The sequence below is a fragment of the Pseudomonas syringae group sp. 26L6 genome, assembly GCF_032587815.1.
Lineage (GTDB): Bacteria > Pseudomonadota > Gammaproteobacteria > Pseudomonadales > Pseudomonadaceae > Aquipseudomonas > Aquipseudomonas amygdali.
This window is the reverse complement of record NZ_JAWHPJ010000018.1, coordinates 491,574-512,402: the sequence shown is the minus strand read 5'-3', so window position 1 is coordinate 512,402 and position 20,829 is coordinate 491,574. Positions and strand designations below refer to the sequence as shown.

Sequence of the window (20,829 nt, the reverse complement as noted above, 5' to 3'; positions counted from 1 at the left end):
CCGACAGCCTTGCAGCTCATCGAGCAACCGCTGGGCCGAAGGGTGGTCAAGATTGTTCTATTGCGTACTATTAGCCGTCACCGCCGCTGCTGCCGATGCGTCCCCGCCCGTTGCGGCAGCAGTCAGAGCACCGATCAACTGCGAGGCAGTCATCAGCTTGCTGACACCTGCCTGATAGGCTTGAGAATCTCTGTCAACGCCTTTTGGCAGAAGCCTCTCCGCCAGATAATCGACAACCATTTCATTCGCGCCAGCGGCCAAGGCACCCGTTCGGAAATCGCCGCCCATTGCCTCGGACATCAACCCGCCAAGCACGGCATGCATGCCGACTTTGGTGAGTTTGCCCTCATCGAACAGAGTGAAATCACCTATCTTGCCTGCGGCAATGGCGCCACCCGTAGCAATTCCCGTACTGACGATGGAAGAGCCAAGGTTATCCTTGAAACTCCCGCCCATGATCGCGGTCTTGATCACAGATTCGGTGATCACCTTAGTCGCAACGGTCTGAACACTCGCAAGGTCCAAGCCCAGATTTTTCGGGTTGATGGTCGGTACGAAACCTGCCATTACGCCCGCCATGGCGTATCCCTTGATGGCGTTGGAAGACGTCACGTCTTTGAAAACAGCGCCAAGATCACCCTTGTTGTTGATCGTGCTCGTCACCGCCGTCGTCGCAACGCTGGTTGCTACAGCGCCGCCAATACCAGCGCTTAAACCAAAGCCTGCTGGGCCCATCACCGCCGCCATCAGGATGGCGACAACAATCTGCGCAGCAGGCCCAAGGCCCGAGTTGTCGTACTTGAAGCTTTCGTGGATTTCCTTGACCTGACGCCAGTTGATGTCACCTCGTTTCTCGGCATCCTTGATCCAGGCCAGTTGCGGATCAGCCTTGACCATTGCGTCGATGCTCTGGCTTACGCTTTGCTGATTGACCTGTTTCACATCAATGCGCAGACCGTTGACGGCCTGAATGGCAACTTCGCCTTTGGCCACCAGTTCGCTCTGGCGAAAGGTCTCGTCGGTTGCCCCTTTGCCTTTTGTCGAGAACCACGCTGCACTGCTTTTGTTCTTGGTGTGGCTTTCGTCGTGGAGGTCTTTCACGCCCTCGAAATCGATTGCGCCGCCACTGTTGATCAACAGGTCATTGCCACTGTTCAGTTTGGCAACCTGATAACGCTGGTCGCCGCCACTTGCCAGCGTCAGGTTACCGCCTGTAGTGATTTCACTGCTGATATTACGCGTGTCGGTCACTTCATCGCGCTTGAAGTTTTTCGCCCCAAAACTCCCCTTCTTCTTTTTGTCATACAGCGAATAATCACTGTCCTGCGCAGCCAAAATATCCAGATTCTCACCGGCTACCAGATACGCCTCTTTACCGGCCGTAATACGGCTAGAAATCACGGCGAGGTTCTGGCCAGCCTGCAAGGCAACGCTGCCTCCCGCTTCAAGATCGGCGGCAACCTGGCTGACGTGGTCTTCCTGACGGGTCAGTTTTTTGCTTTTGGACAGGGAGTGTTCTTCGTCCGCCGCAGAGCTGATGGTGAGGTTTTCGGTCGCGGCCATGGCGATGTCGCGTTTGGCGTCGATCTGGCTGGCGATGATGGAGATGTCGCGTCCGGCCTGAACGGTCAGGTCGCGTCCTGAACTGGCGGTTGAGCCCAGTTGGGTGATGTCGCTGCTGTTGTGTTTGCTGTCCGAGAACAGGCTGTTGGTGACTTCGGTCGGGGCGATGGTGACGTCGCGTCCGGCCTGGATGCTCATGTCACGACCGCTTTCCAGCACGCTGCCTTTGTTGATGACGTCGCGGCCTGCCGAGATGCTCATGTCATTGGCGGCTTCGATGCGCGCGGCACTGTCGGCGAACTCGTTGTGGCGCTGACCGCGCGCGCTGTTGTCAATCGAGGTGATGCTGCGTTCGTTGATCACGTCGCCGTTGATCGCGGTCAGTGAAACATCGCGACCTTTGATGATGCCGCCAGCGGTGTTGATCAGATCATTACCCGCGAGCAGATCGAGCCGGTTGCCGGCTTCTATCAGGCCGGCGTTGATCAGGTTGTTGCCTGCGACTGCCGAGAGGTTGTTGGCGGCGTGCAAGGTACCGACGTTGTCGAGGTTCTGGCCGGCAATCAGAGAGACGTCGTTACCCGCAATCAATGCGCCGGTCGGGCAAACTCAACGACCGTGTTGCACTCGGTTCCTGCAACCGCCATCACACGAGGAATGCCATTCTCGTCAACGTATTTGAGGGGGCCACCATCGGTCTGAAAAGGCTTCCAGCCTTGAGCCTCCGCGTACTCCTTTAACTTACTTGCTTTTGGCGTGCGACCGGTTTCAAAAAATTTATCAATGCCTTTTGCACCTATTCAACTCTTCAATGCTGGCAAAGACAGCACTTCATCGTACTGTGGCCAATCTTCCCTTGCGCGCTTTAGCACACCTTGCATCAACTCATCCAACTCAGGCACTGGATGCTCGGGCGGCAATTGGTCAAAGGGCGCGGCCAGCAGCGGATGATCAATCTTCTGCGGATTGGCTAAACCTTCCCACTGGCGCAGGCGCAGGATATAGAGAATTTCCACCGGCACGCGCTCCAAGTGCCAGTCCTGATTGAAGTCGTAAGAGTTCTTCTGGCTCTCTTTGCCGGTTTGCCAAGTGTGGCGGTCACACGCGGCCAACAGACAGGGCATCAGGTCGTCGGGGCTGGGAGTGCGCCACTTGGCCAACAAGGCTTCGTAGATGGGTTCGTCGTAAGCATAAGCAGGCCATTGATGTGAGACATCGCCCACCCAATCGGCAAACACACGCAGCATAAAGGCTTGGGCGCGGCGGTGTTGCTCTTCGTACTCGATGACCAGTTGATGACCACGGTTGAGCGCCGCATGGGTCAAATAGCCTTGGTGGATGACAGCTTCCTTCCAGCCCAGAATCGCCATGGCGGCCATCATGTTGGCTGCGGTTTGGATGCTGTAGTTTTGTTGGCGTCTGTCATTACCTACGGCTTTAGCTAAAACGTCAAACTGCCCCGCCCAAAAAAACAACTGCCAAATGCCTACTTGGTAGTAACGCATCCAGTGTGCCAATTCGGAAAGCCATCGAGGGTTTACCGTTGCAGTGGCAAGTACTTTGTGAGCCCTTGTCACCGACATCCATTCTGCACGAGCATCTGTTGCATTGTTTCTGTTTGGAACCATCATTGAATGCTTCGGCGAAGCATCCTCGCGAGTAACGTACTCGCGAATACCGGCTATCTCATATTCATCCGAGACATGTGGCCCCTTGGCTATGCGCCCCAGCACACTTTTGTAAGAAGGCCATTTCGGGTTTACGCCCGAGCGCTCGCACTGAATTATTTCTTGGACCATGGTTCCACCTTAAATTCTGCTACACCTGTTTTACCGGGGGCAGGAACACCGACTTTGACGGTCACGCCTTGGACTTTGACGTTTTCAGAAAGAAGCGCTGCTCGCAAAGCATCACGTAACGCTGGGTCCGAATCGGCAATTGAGCTATTACCCAACCACCCTCTCAACCTCGTCGCCGGATCTCCATGCGGCGTACCGGCCTTACTCACGCCATTCACCGAAGACTTCGCATCCATAACCACCACAGTAATGGTATCGCCATTGATTGCCACCGCACAGCCATCGCAGCCGTGGTTGCTACTGTTTTGCAGAGGTTTGAAATTGAGGCCGGTTTTCTCGTTAAGGGTTTGCAGGGCCAGTTGCTCGCCCAACACCCCATCATTTACAAGCGAACCGGTCTTCCAATTGGGAAGGTGCGACAGCGGGATACTTTCAAATGTCTGCCCAAACAGGTCTTCAACCGAGCTGAGCTTGGGGGGGCTTATTACATCAGGGGTAACCTGGCCCGGGCCTTTTGCACCAATATCATCTCCAAGCTCTAATCGGTCAAGCACATTATCAAGCTTTTTGCCGATGGCCTTTTCGACCAATGCATCCCCTGTGCTTGCCACACCCTTGGCGCCGGTAACGGCTGCAAATATCCGGATGGCCAGCAAAGTCTTCTGGGCAGTGCCAACATCTTGACCGTAGATAGCATTCAACTTCCCGGAAAGCTCTGAATTCAACGCTACAGCAGTGCCTTCACCTATTGCCTGACCACTCTCCTTGAAGCTGTCAACAACTCCTTTAGGCAGCCCGGTTATACCTTCAAAAATACCGTTAAAAATGGCTGAAGGGTTTTCTTTCGCTACCTTGGCGAGATCGACGACACCGTCCTTGAGCGCAACTCCTGAATCTTTCAGCTCCTTGACCAGTCCCGCACTCAGGTCGCGACTGATACCGCTCTGGACGAACTGTTTATAAAAAGCTGGATCGGCGGAATCAGCAAACATTTCAGGCCTGAACAGCTGATTATTTTCCGCGGTAAACAGTTTCTGATCGGTACCCAGATTATTTACAAAGGTCTGTCCTGCTTTCGCGAGAAATCCTTGAGCAGCAGGGTCGTCGCCATCACTCAACACTGAGCGCCACAACATATCCGTGTTTTTCAGCGCTTGTTGGCTAAGGCGCTCCATGGCTGCCTGCTCTGTTATGTCCAGATCCTGAGCAAATTTTTTCGCGTTTTCATTCAGCCATTTCTGTTCTTCATAGTGCAGCTGCCGATTGTATGTTGTCGCGTATTTGGCTACCTCGGCCCCTTTGGCTACGTCTCCATTCACCGCAGCAGCGGCTACGATACCTGTGAGCTGAGACGCCATTACCTCCAGGTTCTTGTCACCGCCTACCATGTTGCTGATCACGTTGATCAACGCTTCGTTAGCGCCTGCGGCCATCGCGCCGGTTTTGAAATCGCTACCAGTAGCCTCAGCCACAAGGCCACCCATCAAGGCGTGCGCCAATACTTTCTGAATACTGCCGTCTTCGTATTTTCCGAGAGCCCAACCTCCAACAGACTTAAATCCAACGGCCATACCAATATTGCTGGCTTGGCCAGCCAACGCATTGCCAAGATTGTCTGAGTAACTGCCGCCATTGATAACAGTGTTTACGAACGCGTCGGATGCGGACTTCATCAACACTGCTTGCGCACTTTGCAGGTTGAAGCCGAGCGAAGTGGGATCGTAGCCAGGCATCATGCCAGCCATCGCGGCTGATGTTAGATATCCCTTCAGCGAACTGGACGAGGTGACATCCTTGAATGTGGCTCCAATATTGCCTTTGTTATTAATTGTGCTTATCACTGCCTGAGAAGTAGCGGAAGTCAAACCTGCAACAACGGCTGTATTGGCAGCAGTACCAATTGCCGCAGCCGTTGTGGTGGAAATACTGGCAGCCGTTGCCGCTCCGCTGGCAGCAGAGCCTGCTGCCGCACCCGCTGTAGCGAATGTGCCAGCCCCAGCAGTTAACGCCGTAACGATGATAATGATCGCCAGCATTGCCCCCTGACCGAGGCTTGAATTGTTGTACTTGAACGAATCATGTACCTCTTTGATCTGACGCCAATCCACATCACCGCGCTGCTCAGCATCCTTAAGCCACGCCAGTTGTGGGTCTGCCTTTACCATCGCATCAATGGTCTGGCTGACGCTTTGCTGGTCGATCTGTTTGATGTCGATTTTCAAGCCTTCAACAGCCCGGATCGCTACCTCGCCTTTAGCCACCAGCTCGCTCTGGCGCAAGGTTTCGTCGGTGTTGCCCTTACCTTTACTCGAATTCCAGGCAAGGTCACTTTTGCTCTTCTCGTGACTCTCCTGATGCAGGTCCTTCACGCCCTCAAACGTAACCGCGCCACCACTTTGAATCGTCAGGTCCTTACCGCTCTCCAGCTTCGCAGCCTGATACTTCTGATCGCCTCCGCTCGACAGCAGCAAATCACCACCAGTGGTAATTTCACTGCCGATGTTTTTCACATCAGTGATTTCGTCACGCTTGGTTTTCTTCGCCCCAAAACTCCCCTTCTTCTTTTTGTCATACAGCGAATAATTACTGTCCTGCGCAGCCAAGATGTCGAGGTTTTCACCGGCAACCAGGTACGCCTCTTTACCCGCTGTAATACGGCTGGAGATCACGGAGAGGTTCTGGCCCGCCTGCAAGGCAACGCTGCCCCCGGCATCAATATCGGAGGAGATTTGGCTGACGTGGTCTTCCTGACGGGTCAGTTTTTTGCTTTTGGACAGGGAGTGTTCTTCGTCCGCCGCAGAGCTGATGGTGAGGTTTTCGGTCGCGGCCATGGCGATGTCGCGTTTGGCGTCGATCTGGCTGGCGATGAGGGAGATGTCGCGTCCGGCCTGAACGGTCAGGTCGCGTCCGGAACTGGCGGTAGAGCCCAGTTGGGTGATGTCGCTGCTGTTGTGTTTGCTGTCCGAGAACAGGCTGTTGGTGACTTCGGTCGGGGCGATGGTGACGTCGCGTCCGGCCTGGATAGTCATGTCACGACCGCTTTCCAGCACGCTGCCTTTGTTGATGACGTCGCGGCCTGCCGAAATGCTCATGTCGTTGGCGGCTTCGATGCGCGCGGCGCTGTCGGCGAACTCGTTGTGGCGCTGACCGCGTGCACTGTTGTCCATCGAGGTGACGCTGCGTTCGTTGACCACATCGCCGTTGATCGCGGTCAGTGAAACATCGCGACCTTTGATGATGCCGCCAGCGGTGTTGATCAGATCATTGCCCGCGAGCAGATCGAGCCGGTTGCCGGCTTCTATCAGGCCGGTGTTGATCAGGTTGTTGCCTGCGACTGCCGAGAGGTTGTTGGCGGCGTGCAAGGTACCGACGTTGTCGAGGTTCTGGCCGGCGATCAGTGAGACGTCGTTACCCGCAATCAATGCCCCGGTCGGACCAAGGCGATTGTCGGCCTGTGCCAGATACAGCACCGGCACCAGCACTTTCTCGCCATTCACTTCATGCTCTTCAAGCCAGACGATGTCGTGGGTCAGCGCTGCGACCTGTTGTGAACTCAGCGATACGCCGACAGCCAGGTTCAGTTGCTGCTTGCTGGCGATGGCGTTGTTCATCAGGTACTTGAACTGCGCCTCGTTGGAGGTTTGCCCATCGATGAAGGCCTGACCAGTGCGGGCCACGACTGCCTGCTGAACGAGGCGTTGTTCATACAAGCCGTCGCCCAAGCGCTTGGCGCTGACTTCCGGGTCGTAGCCCAGACCTGCGAGCAGGTAATCCGAGCTCATGAACTGCTTGAGTTCGGTGAGGACCGGGTTGGTTTCGATCAGGTATTTTTGCGGTTTGGAAACGAATGAGCTGCTGGGCAGGCCCTGCACTCGTGTAACGGTTTGTGCTGCGGCAGACACGACCGGCGTGATCGCGCTGGCTTGCGCCACTATGGCGGGCTGAATACTGGAGCCGCTAATAGGGCTATTCTGCGTAACCACCGTGCTTGAAACAGCGGCGGTGACGGGGCTGACCTGAGCAGCGACAGGGTCGCGAACAGCAGAAATGACCGGACCGCCTTGAGTATTTACGACAACCTGGGTAACGGCGTCAGTCGCGCCTGACTGGGCACCTGTTGGAGCCTGATTGACCGCACTGAGCGGGTTACCCTGAGTCCCATTTACAACCTGACCGGCCTTGTTGACCTGAGCGCCTTGCACCATTCCGGCATTCTGAGCAGCCGAGCTGCCGGAAGAAACGGCAGTGATGAGCGGAATGCCAGATGTAGAGCCAGCGTTCTGAACAGGCAGCAAAGCGCCGTTACCCTGATTGCCAGTTGCAATGCCTGTAACGCTGTCGACACTGGTGACACCTACGGAATCAGAGGTATGACCGGGTAGTACAAATCCGCCTATGGGCGCGGCACCTGGCGCGCTGGCGTCGAAGGAGGATGCATTGGCACTCACGCCAGCACCTTGTCGTATCACCGAAGCAAGCTGGCGGGTGGCGTTGGATATCTGGCCTACCGAGCCGATCTGGATGGTGCTTGCCTGCGCATCGGAAACGGTATGCTCGCGTTGCGCGACGGATACGGCCGCGCCGCCCATGGTCCAGCTTTGTGGCAGGCCGACGGGTTGGGCGACAGCGGCTGCGGTGCCGGTCTGGCCGCTCAGACGGAACAGTCCGTTCTGGCCGGTGGGCAGACTGAAACCTGGCAGGCTTAGTGGGTTGACTTGTTGTTGGGCCAGGTCGGGGGGGAGCTGGGCATTGATCCTGATAACTGTGGCGCCAGTGCCGGAGGTACGCGTGTCCTGAACCTTGCTGGTGCCTGCGCTGCCTGCATAGTCTTGGTGAATGACACTGTTCTGCAGATCCTGCTTGGCATTAATGGATACATTTCCGCCCGCTTGAATGACTGCACTGCGTCCGCCGTTACCGCTGCCATCTTTGGCGACTTCGACGTCACTCACCAACGAGTATTTGGTGATTTCGCTTGGTAGCGTCAGCAGATTTTTGGGGTCGTAGCTTGAAGCAGGCAAAGGCTTTTCGCCATCATACTGGATAATGGTATTTTCGACGTCAGCTTTGGTGACAGAGTCTCGAACAATATACTCATTATAGGTGAAGATAGTGTCACTTCCGCTCTGAACCTCATACTCTTCAATTACCCCCAACCTCAGATCTCCATCCTTACCAACATAATAAACATTGGGATAGTCAGGATTGTTACGTCGATTGTAGGCATCTACGCTTGGCATAGATCGAGCTATAGTCCCATCAGTAACTCCGCTAGCGAGATACGTACGCGTACGCTCGATACTGCCGCTCACAGCCCCGAGATTGCTCACATTACTAGCATTTATAACAATATTTCCGACGGCACTTATTGTGCTTTTACTATTTAAAAACCCCCCACCATTGAAAGTAAAATCCCTGCCCGACGTCAAGAATGCGGAAGCACTATTATCGTTATCCTGGCCGCCCTCAAAAAATTCCTTAGAGACAAAATTAACTGAGTAGTGATCACCTCGACAATCTAGGCACTGTACGGCGATCAGTCCTTTCACCAAGGTTCTGCCTACAGCGAACCCCTGATCTCCGCCGGCAGCTTCTGTGCGATTATCAAATGAAGATGCGGTTATAGAGAAGCTGCTTCCGCTCTCCATAGAACCTGAAATATTTGAAACTTTGCTTGCACTATCGACGCCGTAACCTTTGACAGTCACATTACGCAAGCCATACACATCACCTTTCTGGTTAGTAAAAGTGCTAGCATTAACTTGCAAGTTACCGCCACTAAATAACAGCCCCTGACTATTTAGTAGCGAGGATGTATTCAATGTAAGATCCTGAGCTGCCCCCAACGTACCGTAATTATTAATAGCACCCGAACTGAATACCAGATCACCAGCCGATGTAATACGACTGTAGTTATTACCACTTCCTGCAATACTAATATCTGCGCGCGAGCCACCAGCGATACTTCCACCACCAGCTAAAGTCAGCTGATTAGCGGTCAGATTCAATGCACCGACACTAGAAGTCCTACCACTACCGGTAAACGTCCCGCCAATACGTATGTCTACCCCGCCATCACTCGCAATCAACCCATCATTCGTCCAGTTACCGCCACTCCCACTAAACGAATTCGACGCCAGCAATTGCCCGCCCGCCGTCTGATTCAAGGTGCCGACATTCACCGTCAAACGCCCGGCCTGAATAACGCTGCTGTTGGTCCAGCTATCGGCACTCAGTGTCAAACCACCACGGGTAACGACGCTGCCGCCAGCATTGGTGACGTTGGCCGTAGAAATATCAAACGTGCCATTACCCGTATGCAGCAGCGAACCGCCACCATTGAGGAAGTTGCCAGCGTTGAGAGTCAGGTCGCTGTTGGCGCTTTCCAGGGTGCCGTTGCGGTTGTCGAACAGGTTGCCGATCTGGAAGTTTGTGGCGCCGCCACCGCCCAGCGCGCGCAGTTGCCCGGTCTGGTTGTCCAGACTGGCAGCGGTCACGGCCAGGGTGCTGTCACTTTCGATGATGCCGAAGCGGTTGTTCAGTGCGCCGCTCAGGTTCAGCTCAACCTGGCCACCGGCGATCTGGCCGTCGTTGTCGCCGCTGTTGTCGAAGTTGCCACCGTTGACCCGCACCAGGCCTTTGGCGTACAGGCCGCCGTTGCGGTTGTCGAAACCCGGGGTAGTGATCAGCGCTTCGCCGGTGCGTGCGGAGACTCGCCCGCCGTAGTTGTCGAAGCCGCCCAGCGCGGTCAGGTTGAGGCGTTGCGCCTGAATGACACCGCCTTGGCGGTTGGCGTCATAGCCATTTTTCAGCACGCCGGCCAGTTTCGCGGTGAACAGACCTTGCAGGCTGGACAGCACTCCGCCCTGACTGTAGAGGTTGGCACCGGTCAGGTTCAGGTCGCCGTTCTGCGCGATGATCCGGCCGTTCTGGTTGTCGACGGTATCAGCGACATCCACAACCAGTGCGCCGACGCTCTGGACCGCGCCACGAACGTTGGAGAGGCTCGCTGCATTCAAATGCGCATCGGCGTTCTGGCTATAGATCAAGCCATCAGCATCGTTGAGGACACTGCCACCCGCGACGACTTTCAGTGTGTTGTTGGCAGCAACGGTGCCGCGGTTGCGGTTATCCAGTTGCCCGGATGTGTTGAGGGTCATCAGGCTCTGGCTGATCAGTTGCCCGGCCTGGTTGTTGATCGCCGCGCTGCGCCGCAACAGCAGGTTACCGCCGCTGGCCAGCTTGCCGCTGGTGTTGGTCAGGCTGCCCAGCAGGTCGAGTGTCATATCGGCCTTGCTGCTCAGGTTACCGGCGCTGTTGTCGAGGCTGCTGCCTTCGAAGCTGAAACCCTGCTGGGCCGTCAGGTTACCGGCCGCGTTGTTCAGGGCATTGGCTTTGATGGTCAGCCCTGCACCACCGTCGATCAGGCCGTTCTGGCTGTTGTTCAGCAGGCCCGCCACGGTCAGGGTCTGACCGGTTCCGCTGGAGAGGATGCCGCCGCTGTTGTCGAGGCTGTCAGCGGTTACGCTCAGTGTGTTCTGGCTGACCAACGCACCGTTGCCGCCGTTGAGCAATTCACCGGTCAGGGTTGTAACAAGGTTGCCGTTGCGGCTGGACAAGGTGCCGTTGGTACGGTTATCGAGTCGATTGCCGGAAACGTTCAGGCCCTGCCAGCCGGATATCAGACCGTTCTGGTTGAGCAGGTTGGTCGCGTTGACTGTCAGCACGTTGCTGCTGATCAGCTTGCCGCTGCTGTTATCGAGGGTGCGGCCATCGAACCTGAAACTCTGCGCGCTGGAGACCTCGCCAGACTGGTTATTCAGGTCGCGAATGCGGTTAAGGGTCAGCGGACCGTCTGCCGTGATCAAGCCGCCGAGGTTGTTGAGGTCGTTGCCTTGCATGTCGATGGACAACCCGGCGTCGCCCATCACGCGTCCGCCATTGAGCGACAGTGCATTGAGGACCAGAGTCATGTCGCGCGTGGCCGACACTTCGCCGCCGTTGCCGGCATCCAGGCTGCCCGCCGTCAGGTTCAGGGTGCCGGTGCTGTTGATCAGGCCTTTGGCGGTGTTGTTGATCGATGTGGCGTTGAGGATCAGGCTGGTGCCGCCCAGCACCTGACCGCTCTGGTTATCGAGGCTGGCCGCGCCCACCTTGAGCGCCTGAGCAGCGTTGATCAGTCCTTTGTCACGGTTGGTGAGCAGACCGGTAACCGTCAGGTCCAGGTTGTTGCGGCTGGTCAGCGTACCGCCCGTGTTATCGAGGGTATTGGCGGTGGCGTCGACACCGGCTGCGGCGATCATGCCTTTGAGGTTGGTCAGCGCACGGGCGATGCGCAGGGTCAGCAATTGGTTGCTGAGCAGTTTGCCGCCGCTGTTATCCAGTTGTTGAGCGTTGACGGTGAACGCCTGAGCGCTGGAGATTTCGCCGTTCTGGTTTAGAACCTCGTTGACGTTTTTCAGCAGCAATGCGCCTGGCGCGTTGATCAAACCGCCCTGGTTGTCGAGCTGGCCGTTGTTCAGGTCCAGGCTCAAGGAGGTGTTGCTGAACAGGCTACCGCCCTGCTGACTCAGGCGGCTGACACTGGCGGTCAGTGCCTGGCTGCTGCCGATGCTGCCGCCATCGCTGTTGGTCAGTTGTGCGGTCGTCAGGTCCAGACGATCACTGCTGCTCACGCGACCGTTGTGGCTGTTGTCGAAATTCCCGGTCTTGAGGGTCAGAAGGCCTTTGCCGCTGATGTTGCCTTTCTGGCTGTTATCAAGACTGGCACTTTTCAGGTCCAGCGCACCATCGGTCAACAGTTTGCCGCCCTGGTTGCTGATTGCTCCGGTGCTGTCGAGGGTCAGTTTTCCAGCGCTGGAGACGCTGCCTGCGGTGTTGGTCAGGCTGGCGGCCTTCACCGTCAGGACGTCTTCGTTACTGATCAGGCCTTGAGTGTTATCGAGCGCTGCAGACAGGTCGATACTGAGGGCCTTGAGGGCGCTTAGCGCGCCACCGGTGTTGTCCAGCGTGCTGCCCACCAGCGTCAAGCCTCCTTGGCTGGAGAGCAGACCGTTGGTTCGGTTGGTGATCTGCGCAACGTTCAGCGTCAGGGCTTTCTGTGCCAGCACCTGACCGCTGTCGCTGTTGTTCAGTTGCTGGCCGGTCAAGATAATCGCGTCCTGACTGGACAGTTCACCGCCGCGGTTATCGATGTCGGTGACATTGATATCGAGGGCTTGGGTTGCGCCGATGAAACCGTTCTGACGGTTGTCCAGCGCGTCGCCACGCAAGGTCAATGTGCCTTGGGCAAGCATCTGGCCGTTCTGTTGCTGAAGAGTGCCGATCCGCGCATCGAGGTTTCGCTTGCTCGCCAGTTGCCCAAGACGGTTATTGGCTGTTGCGGCGGTCAAATTCACATCGCCGTCACCAATCAGCGTGCCCTTGACGTTGGTCAGGGCGGTATTGACCGTCAGGTCCAGAGCTGCGTGGCTGCTGATCAAGCCTTCGGTGTTGTCCAGGCTGTCGCTGCGAGTGTTCAACGCGGCGGCGGAAATCGTACCTTTGATGTTGCTCAGGGCCTTGTTCACGATCAGCGTCAGGGCCTGACTGCTGAGCAGTTTGCCGCCACTGTTATCGAGACTGTTGGCGTTCAGGGTAAAGGCCTTTGCGCTGGAGATTTCGCCGTTCTGGTTGGCCACGCCGTTGAGATTCTTCAGCAGCAACACGCCGGGGGCGTTGATCAGACCGCCCTGATTGTTCAACTGGCCGTTGTTCAGGTCGAGGCTCAGCGAGGTGTTGCTGAACAGCTCACCACCCTGCTGGTCGAGGCTGGTGACGCTGGCCGTCAATGCCAGCGCACTGGCAATACGTCCGGCGCTCTGGTTAATGACCTTGCCTGCCGTCAACTGCAGGGTATCGCTGCTGGTCAGGCGACCGCCCTGGCTGTTGTCGAAAGTGCCGGTGGTGACCTGCGTGGCACCCTTGCCAGCCAGTTTGCCCGCCTGACTGTTGTCCAGGCTGGCGCTGGTCAGTGTCAGCGTTGCGTCGGTGGTGACAGAACCCGCCTGGTTGTTCAAAGCCCCAGTGGTGGTGACGCTCAAGGCATCGGCACTGGAGAGGCTGCCCGAAGCGTTTTGCAGGGAAGCAGCGCTGACCGTCATGGCTGACTCACTGCTGAGCAGGCCGCCCGTGTTGTCCAGCGCGCCAGAAAGGCTGATGTTCAGGTCCTTCTGGCTCGCCAGCGTACCGCCTGCGTTATCCAGGCGTGCACCGTCGAGACGCAGGGTGTTACCGAACAACAGGCCTTTATTAAGATTGATCACGCGCGCCACGGTCAGCCCAAGTGCAGTGCCTGCCAGGACCTTGCCGCCGTTGCTGTTGTCGAGCGTCTGACCAATGATGTCCACACCGATCTGGCTGGACAGTTCACCGGCCTTGTTGTCGATGTCGGCAACCTCGATTTTCAGCGCTTTTGTAGAGCCCACCAGGCCGCCCGACCGGTTGTCGAGGGTTTTGCCGGTCAGGGTCAGATTGCCCTGCGCAACCAGTTCGCCGCCCTGCTGGGCCAGACTGCCGATATTGGCGACCATGTCTGCCTGGCTGGCGATACGACCGCTGCCGTTGGCAACGCTGTCGACCTGCAACTGCATCAGGCCAGCGGCGTTGAGCAGACCGTTCTGGTTATCCAGACGCGTGCCGACCAGTTCAAGACCGGCATTGCTGTTGATCAGGCCTTTTTGCGTGGCGCTCAGGCCGGTCTGGCTATTGTCGAGGGCATCGACGAACAGCTGCAGCCCTTTCTCGGCACGAATCGAACCGCCACGGTTGTCCACGCTGTCGCTATGCACGATCAGCAGGTTCTGCGCGGCAATACGGCCGCCGCGGTTGTCCAGCGTCTTGCTTGTCAGGTCCAGCAAGCCCTTGGCTTGCAGGCTGCCACCCGCGCGATTGTCCAGTGCGCCGCTCAGTTTCAGAGTCAGTTGGCCATCTGTGACCAGCGCACCGGACTGGCGGTTGTCCAGACTCGCGGCACCGATGTCGATACCCTGCCCTGCGCCCAGTGTTCCGGCCTGATTGCCGATGGTTTCAGTGATGACCAGTTTCAGGAACCGGTCAGCCATGACCTGGCCAGCGGCATTATCGAGGCTCAGCGCATTCAGGGTCGTGTTACCGGCGCTGGTCAGCTCGCCGCTGCGGCTCGACAGCTTGCCAGTGACGTTTACCAGCAAGTCGGCATCGCTGCTCAGGCTGCCGCTGTTGTTATTCAGCTCATTGGCCGTCAGATCGATACCGTTGCCAGACACCAGACCGCGCAGGTTGGTCAGCAACTGATCAACACGCACAATGAGCGCTTTGTCGCTGAGCACCGAGCCTGCGGTGTTGTCCAGCGACGTCGCAGCCAGGGTGAAGCCGTTGGCGCTGGAAATTTCACCGCTGCGGTTGCTGACTGCATTGAGATTTTTCAGCAGCAACTGACCCGGTGCGGTAATCAGACCGCCGTCGTTGTTCAGCACGCCTTTGCTTAAATCGAGACTGACGTCACTGTTGCTGTACAGACGGCCGTCGTTGGTCTGATTCAGACCGGTGACCACGGCGGTCAGGGCCATGGCGCTGGCGATACGACTGGCGTCACTGTTATTGACCAGCCCGGCATCGAGCTGGAGGGTTCCGGTACTGGTCAGGCGGCCGCCTTGCTGGTTGTCAAAGGCACCGGTGACAAGCTTCACGCCCTTGCCGGCGATGCGACCGTTCTGGCTGTTGTCCAGGCTGGCGCTGGTCAGCGTCAGGGTTGCATCACTCAGGATCTGCCCGCCACGGTTCACCACGGCACCATCGACCGTCAGGGACGAGTTGCCGGAGCTGGTGATACTACCGGCAGTATTGCCCAGAGAAGCGGCGCTCAACGCCAGCGTGCTATCGCTGCGCAATGTCCCTTGATCGTTGTTGAGGACGCCGGTGACTTTCAGACCCAGACTGTTTTTGGCGTAGACGCTGCCACTGCCGGTGTTGATCAGCTGCCCGACGTTCAACTGCACGCTTTGCTGGCCGGAGACGGCGCCAGCGCTCTGATTGTTCAGGCTGTCGGCATTGAGCAGCAACGCACCATTGGCCAGTAAACGACCCTTGCCGCTGTTATCGAACTGGCCGACGGTTGCGGTCAGCTCTCCAAGGCTGGAGAGCTCCGCGTTGCGGTTGTCCAGCGTCGCGGTACTCAGCTCGACACCGGTGGCGGAAATCAGGCCGCGCAGGTTGGTCAGCAACTGGGCGACACGCACGATCAGGGCTTTGTCGCTGATCACCGAACCTTCGGTGTTATCCAGCGTGGTCGCGGCCAGCGTGAAGCCATTGGCACTGGAAATTTCGCCGCTCTGGTTGTTGACCGCCGTGAGGTTTTTCAGCAGCAACCGCCCCGGCGCGTTGATCAGGCCGCCTTGGTTAGTCAGTACGCCGTTGCTCAGGTCGAGGCTGACATCACCGTTGCCATACAGCCGGCCATCGTTGGTCTGGTTCAGGCCGGTGACCACAGCGGTCAGCGCCATGGCGCTGGCGATACGACCGGCATCGCTGTTGTTGACCAGCCCTGCATTCAACTGGAGTGCGCCGGTACTGGTCAGGCGGCCGTCCTGATGGTTGTCGAACGCGCCAGTGGTGAGTGTCAGACCATTACCGGCAATACGCCCGCTCTGGCTGTTGTCCAGGCTGGCGCTGGTCAGCGTCAGGTCGGCATCGCTGATGATCTGCCCGCCCTGGTTGACGACGGCAGCATCGACTTTCAACGTGGCAGCACCGGCGCTGGTGACTCGACCGCCGGTGTTGGCCAGAGAAGCTGCTTTCAGATCCAGCGTGCCGTCACTGCGCAGTACGCCCTGATCGTTATTTGATGCCCCGGTGAGAGTCAAACCCAGTGTGTTTTTTGCATAAACGCTGCCAGCGCCGGAGTTGTTCAGCTGTCCCAGATTCAGCTGGACGCCCTGCTGTCCGGAAACCACGCCGTTCTGGTTATTCAGGTTATCGGCTGTCAGCAGCATTGTGCCGTTGGCCAGCAGACGCCCTTTCGCGCTGTTGTCGAACTGGCCGATGTTGGCAGTCAGGGTGCTCAGACTAGAAATTTCCGCGCTGCGGTTGTCCAGCGTTGCAGCACTCAGATTGAGGCCATTGGCGGAAATCTTGCCGTGCAGGTTGGTCAGCAACTGATCGATGCGCACAATGAGAGCGTTGTCGCTGAGCAGCGAGCCGTCCGTGTTATCCAGCGAGTTGGCTGCCAGTGTAAAACCGTTGGCACTGGATATCTCACCGCCTTGGTTGTTGACCACGTTCAGGTTTTTCAGCAGCAATTGGCCCGGCGCATTGATCAGGCCGCCCTGGTTAGTCAGCAGGCCATTGCTCAGGTCGAGACTGACGTCGCTGTTACCATACAGACGACCGTCGTTGGTCTGATTCAGGCCGGTGACCACAGCGCTCAGCGCCATGGCGCTGGCGATACGACCGGCATCGCTGTTGTTGACCAGCCCTGCATTCAACTGGAGTGCGCCGGTACTGGTCAGGCGACCGTCTTGATGGTTGTCGAACGCGCCAGTGGTGAGTGTCAGACCATTACCGGCAATACGCCCGCTCTGACTGTTATCGAGACTGCCGCTGACAAGCGTCAGTTGTGCATCACTGAGGATCTGCCCGCCCTGGTTGACGACGCCGTCATTGATACTGATCGATGCGACCCCGGCGCTGCTGATGCTGCCCGCGCTGTTGGCCAGCGAGGCTGCACTCCCGGTCAGTGAACCGTCGCTGCGCAGCACACCCTGATCATTCTTCAGTGTCCCGCTGACGGTCAGACCAAGACTGCTTTTGGCAAAAACGCTGCCCCCACCGGTATTGTTCAGTTGGCCCAGGTTCAGTTGCACGCCCTGCTGCCCGGAAACGATCCCGTTCAGGTTATTCAAGCCGCCCGCGGTCAATAGCAGCGCGCCATTGGCCAGCAGGCGACCTTTTTCGCGATTATCGAACTGGCCTATGGTGGCCGTCAGGCTGCCCAGGCTGGACAGTTCGGCGTTGCGGTTATCCAACGCTGCGGCGCTCAGGGTGACGCCGTTGGCGGAGATCTGTCCGCGCAGGTTGGTCAGCAGCTGAGCGATACGCACGATCAACGCTTTGTCGCTGACCAGCGAGCCGTCAGTGTTGTCCAGCGACGTGGCCGCCAGCGTGAAGCCGTTGGCGCTTGATATCTTGCCGCTCTGGTTGTTGACCACGTTCAGGTTTTTCAGCAGCAACTGACCGGGAGCGGATATCTGCCCGCTCTGGTTGTTGAGCAGACCGTTGCTCATGTCCAGGCTGACATCGCTGTTGCTATACAGACGGCCATCGCTGGTTTGATTCAGACCAGTCACCACAGCAGTCAGGGCCATGGCGCTGGCGATACGACCTGCAGCGCTGTTGTCGACCTGCCCTGCCGTCAGGCGCATGGCCCCAGTGCTGGATAGACTCCCGCTCTGCTGGTTATTGAACGCACCGGTGCTCAGCACCACACCGTTACCGGCAATACGCCCGCGCTGACTGTTGTCGAGGCTGCCACTGGTAAGCGTCAGCTGTGCATCACTGACTATCTGCCCGCCCTGATTGGCAACCGCGCCGTTGAAGTTGAGCACGCCTGTTCCTGCACTGGTCACGCTGCCATTAGTGTTGGCCAGACCCGCTGCTTTAAGGTCCATAGTGCCATCACTGCGCACCACGCCCTGATCATTTACCAACACACCGCCCAGCGTCAGATTCAGGGCATCTTTAGCGTAAACGCTGCCACCGCCGGTATTGTTCATCTGCCCCAGATTCAACCGCACGCCTTGCTGACCGGAAACAACCCCGTTCAGGTTATTCAAGCCATCCGCAGTCAACAGCAGCGCGCCGTTGGCCAGCAGACGACCTTTTTCACGGTTATCGAACTGCCCGACGGAAGCCGTCAGGCTGCCAAGGCTGGAAGTTTCGCCGTTGCGGTTGTTCAGTGATCCGGCCGTCAGATCAATACCGGTCGCAGAAACCAGACCTCGAAGGTTGGTCAGCAGCTTGTTGATGCTTACAACGAGTGCCTTGTCGCTGAGCAGTGAACCGTCGGTATTGTCCAGCGAAGTAGCCGCCAGCGTGAAACCGTTGGCGCTGGATATCTTGCCGCTCTGGTTGTTGACCACGTTCAGGTTTTTAAGCAGTAACTGGCCCGGCGCGTTGATCAGGCCGCCCTGGTTAGTCAACAGGCCGTTGCTCAGGTCGAGGCTGACATCGCTGTTGCCATACAGACGACCGTCGTTGGTCTGATTCAGGCCGGTGACTACGGCAGTCAGGGCCATGGCGCTGGCAATACGGCCGGCATCGCTGTTGTTGACCAGCCCGGCATTCAGCTGGAGTGCGCCGGTACTGGTCAGGCGACCGTCCTGATGGTTGTTGAACGCGCCAGTGGTGAGTGTCAGACCATTACCGGCAATATGCCCGCTCTGGCTGTTGTCCAGGCTGGCGCTGTTCAACGTCAGCCCCGCATCGCTGATGATCTGCCCGCCGCGGTTGACCACCGCACCGCTCGTGCTGACTGACGCCTTGCCGGCACTGGTCACGCTGCCGGTGTTGTTGCTCAGAGACGCTGCACGCACATCCAGGGTGCTATCGCTGCGCAGTGTGCCTTGGTCATTGTTCAACGCGCCGCTGACGGCCAGGTTCAGACTGTTTTTGCCGTAAACGCTGCCGCTTCCGGTATTGGTCAGTTGCCCCAGGTTCAGTTGTACGCCCTGTTGCCCTGCCACCGAGCCGTTCTGGTTGTTCAGGTTGTCGGACGTCAACTGCAGCGCGCCGTTGGCCAGCAGACGGCCTTTTTCGCGGTTGTCGAACTGGCTGACGGTCGAGGTCAGACTGCCGAGACTGGAGATTTCCGCGCTGCGGTTGTCCACACTTGCCGCGTTGAGCAGCAGATCGCCATTGGCGCTGATAAGCCCCAGCTGGTTGAGCAACGGCCCGGAAATACGGGCGGACAAAGCGCTGCTGCTGAACAGCTTGCCTTGCTGGCTGTTGTCCAGCGAACCCGCAGTGATGGTCATAGTGCCATTGCTGCTGATCAGCCCGCTCTGGCTGTTGAGCACCTGAGACGCATTGATGTCGACAGTGCCGCCCTGGCTCAGAATTCGGCCCGACTGACGATTGTCGACGGCTGTGGCCACGATACGTGTGCTGGACTGCCCGTTCAGTGTGGCACCCTGGTTGTTCAGGGTCTGGGTAATGGTGGCCTGCAAGGCGCGACTGGCGGTTATGCTGCCGCTGTTGGTCAACCCGTTGGCAGAAAGCGTTACATCACCCGAACCATTACGGCTATTGTCGGCATTGACGCCCGCCTCGATCACCGCCGAGTTGTTGAGTTGTCCGCCTGCGGAAAGGCTCAGCGCATCGCGTGCGGCGACGTTCTGCCGGGTGGTGAGATCGCCCGCGGTGCTCATGGTCAATGACGACCCCGCATAGACCGGGCCGTTGACTTCGGCACTGTTGGCCCTGGCCGTGACAGCACCGCTTGCTGCGGTCTGCGTCATGCTCAAATGGCCGTTGGCATCAATCTGGATATCGCCGCCACTGGCCGCAAGATTTCCCGCAAGCCTGACCCCGACGCCTGCTTCGGTGCCCACCAGACGGATCGCGCCCGCATACATACCGCCCAGCGCCGAGCTGTCGACGGCCAGTTCCGGTTTGGCGCTGCCGTCGTCAGGCAGGGCTGTGGGATTGAGGGTCTGCGCATCGACATCGTTACGACCGGCAATGATGTTGAGGCGCTTGGCGTGCAGCTCGGCATTGATCTTCGCGCTGCGGGTGATGATGTCGAACTGGTCGACATTGTCTGCGTTCAGCCCCACGCCATCAATGGATATGCTGCCGCCCTGCACATTGAAACGCTGCAACTGCCCGTTTGCATCCAGCACCGGTTTACCGGTGGTCAGCGTGACCTGCGGGGTATTGATGAAACCGCAGCCGTTGCAACTGATGCCATACGGGTTGGCGACAATGACCCGCGCCGCTTGCCCGGCCACTTCCGTGTAGCCCCTGAGCTGGCTGGCGTTGGCCCCGACCACTTCGTTAAGAATGGTGGTAGCGGCCGTGCCACGCAGGTTGGAGTTACCGACAATGATCCCGCCCAGTTGCGTGCTCTGGGTCTGGTTCGTGGAGTTGTTGAGGATGACGCCTTGGCTGTCGACGTTGAACTGCTGATACTGGTTATGCGACAGGCCGGTGGCATTGGGCGCGGCAATGTTGACGATAGGCACGCCATTGCCCGCCTGGCTCAGGCTGGTATTCGGCCCACTGACCACGATGCCTTCGGCCTGAACCAGCAGCGGCTGCCAGAACAGGGCATTGGCCAGGATCAGCGCGAGGCCGCGTTTGGGCATTCCCCAAAAGGACTGGCGCTCAATCAGCACAGCAGAAGGCTGACGAGCAAGCAGAGCCAGTTGGTGAACGTCCATGTAGGCAACCT

2 protein-coding genes and 1 pseudogene are annotated in these 20,829 nt (G+C 57.9%); all 3 read right to left on the bottom strand.

The window, feature by feature from the left end; genetic code table 11:
* Nucleotides 1–57 precede the first annotated feature (57 nt).
* Nucleotides 58–2,166: pseudogene (locus RYA97_RS09860) on the bottom strand (DUF637 domain-containing protein); the annotation flags it as partial.
* 197 nt (nt 2,167–2,363) lie between these two features.
* Entirely contained in the window at nt 2,364–3,038 is a 675-nt protein-coding gene (locus tag RYA97_RS09855) for a hypothetical protein (protein WP_042930298.1), read from the bottom strand.
* 308 nt (nt 3,039–3,346) lie between these two features.
* Nucleotides 3,347–20,818 carry a filamentous hemagglutinin N-terminal domain-containing protein gene (locus RYA97_RS09850; protein ID WP_232829548.1) on the bottom strand — a complete coding sequence of 5,824 codons (17,472 nt, stop codon included), beginning with the start codon at nt 20,816–20,818 and terminating at the stop codon, nt 3,347–3,349.
* Between the last annotated feature and the right edge of the window lie 11 nt (nt 20,819–20,829).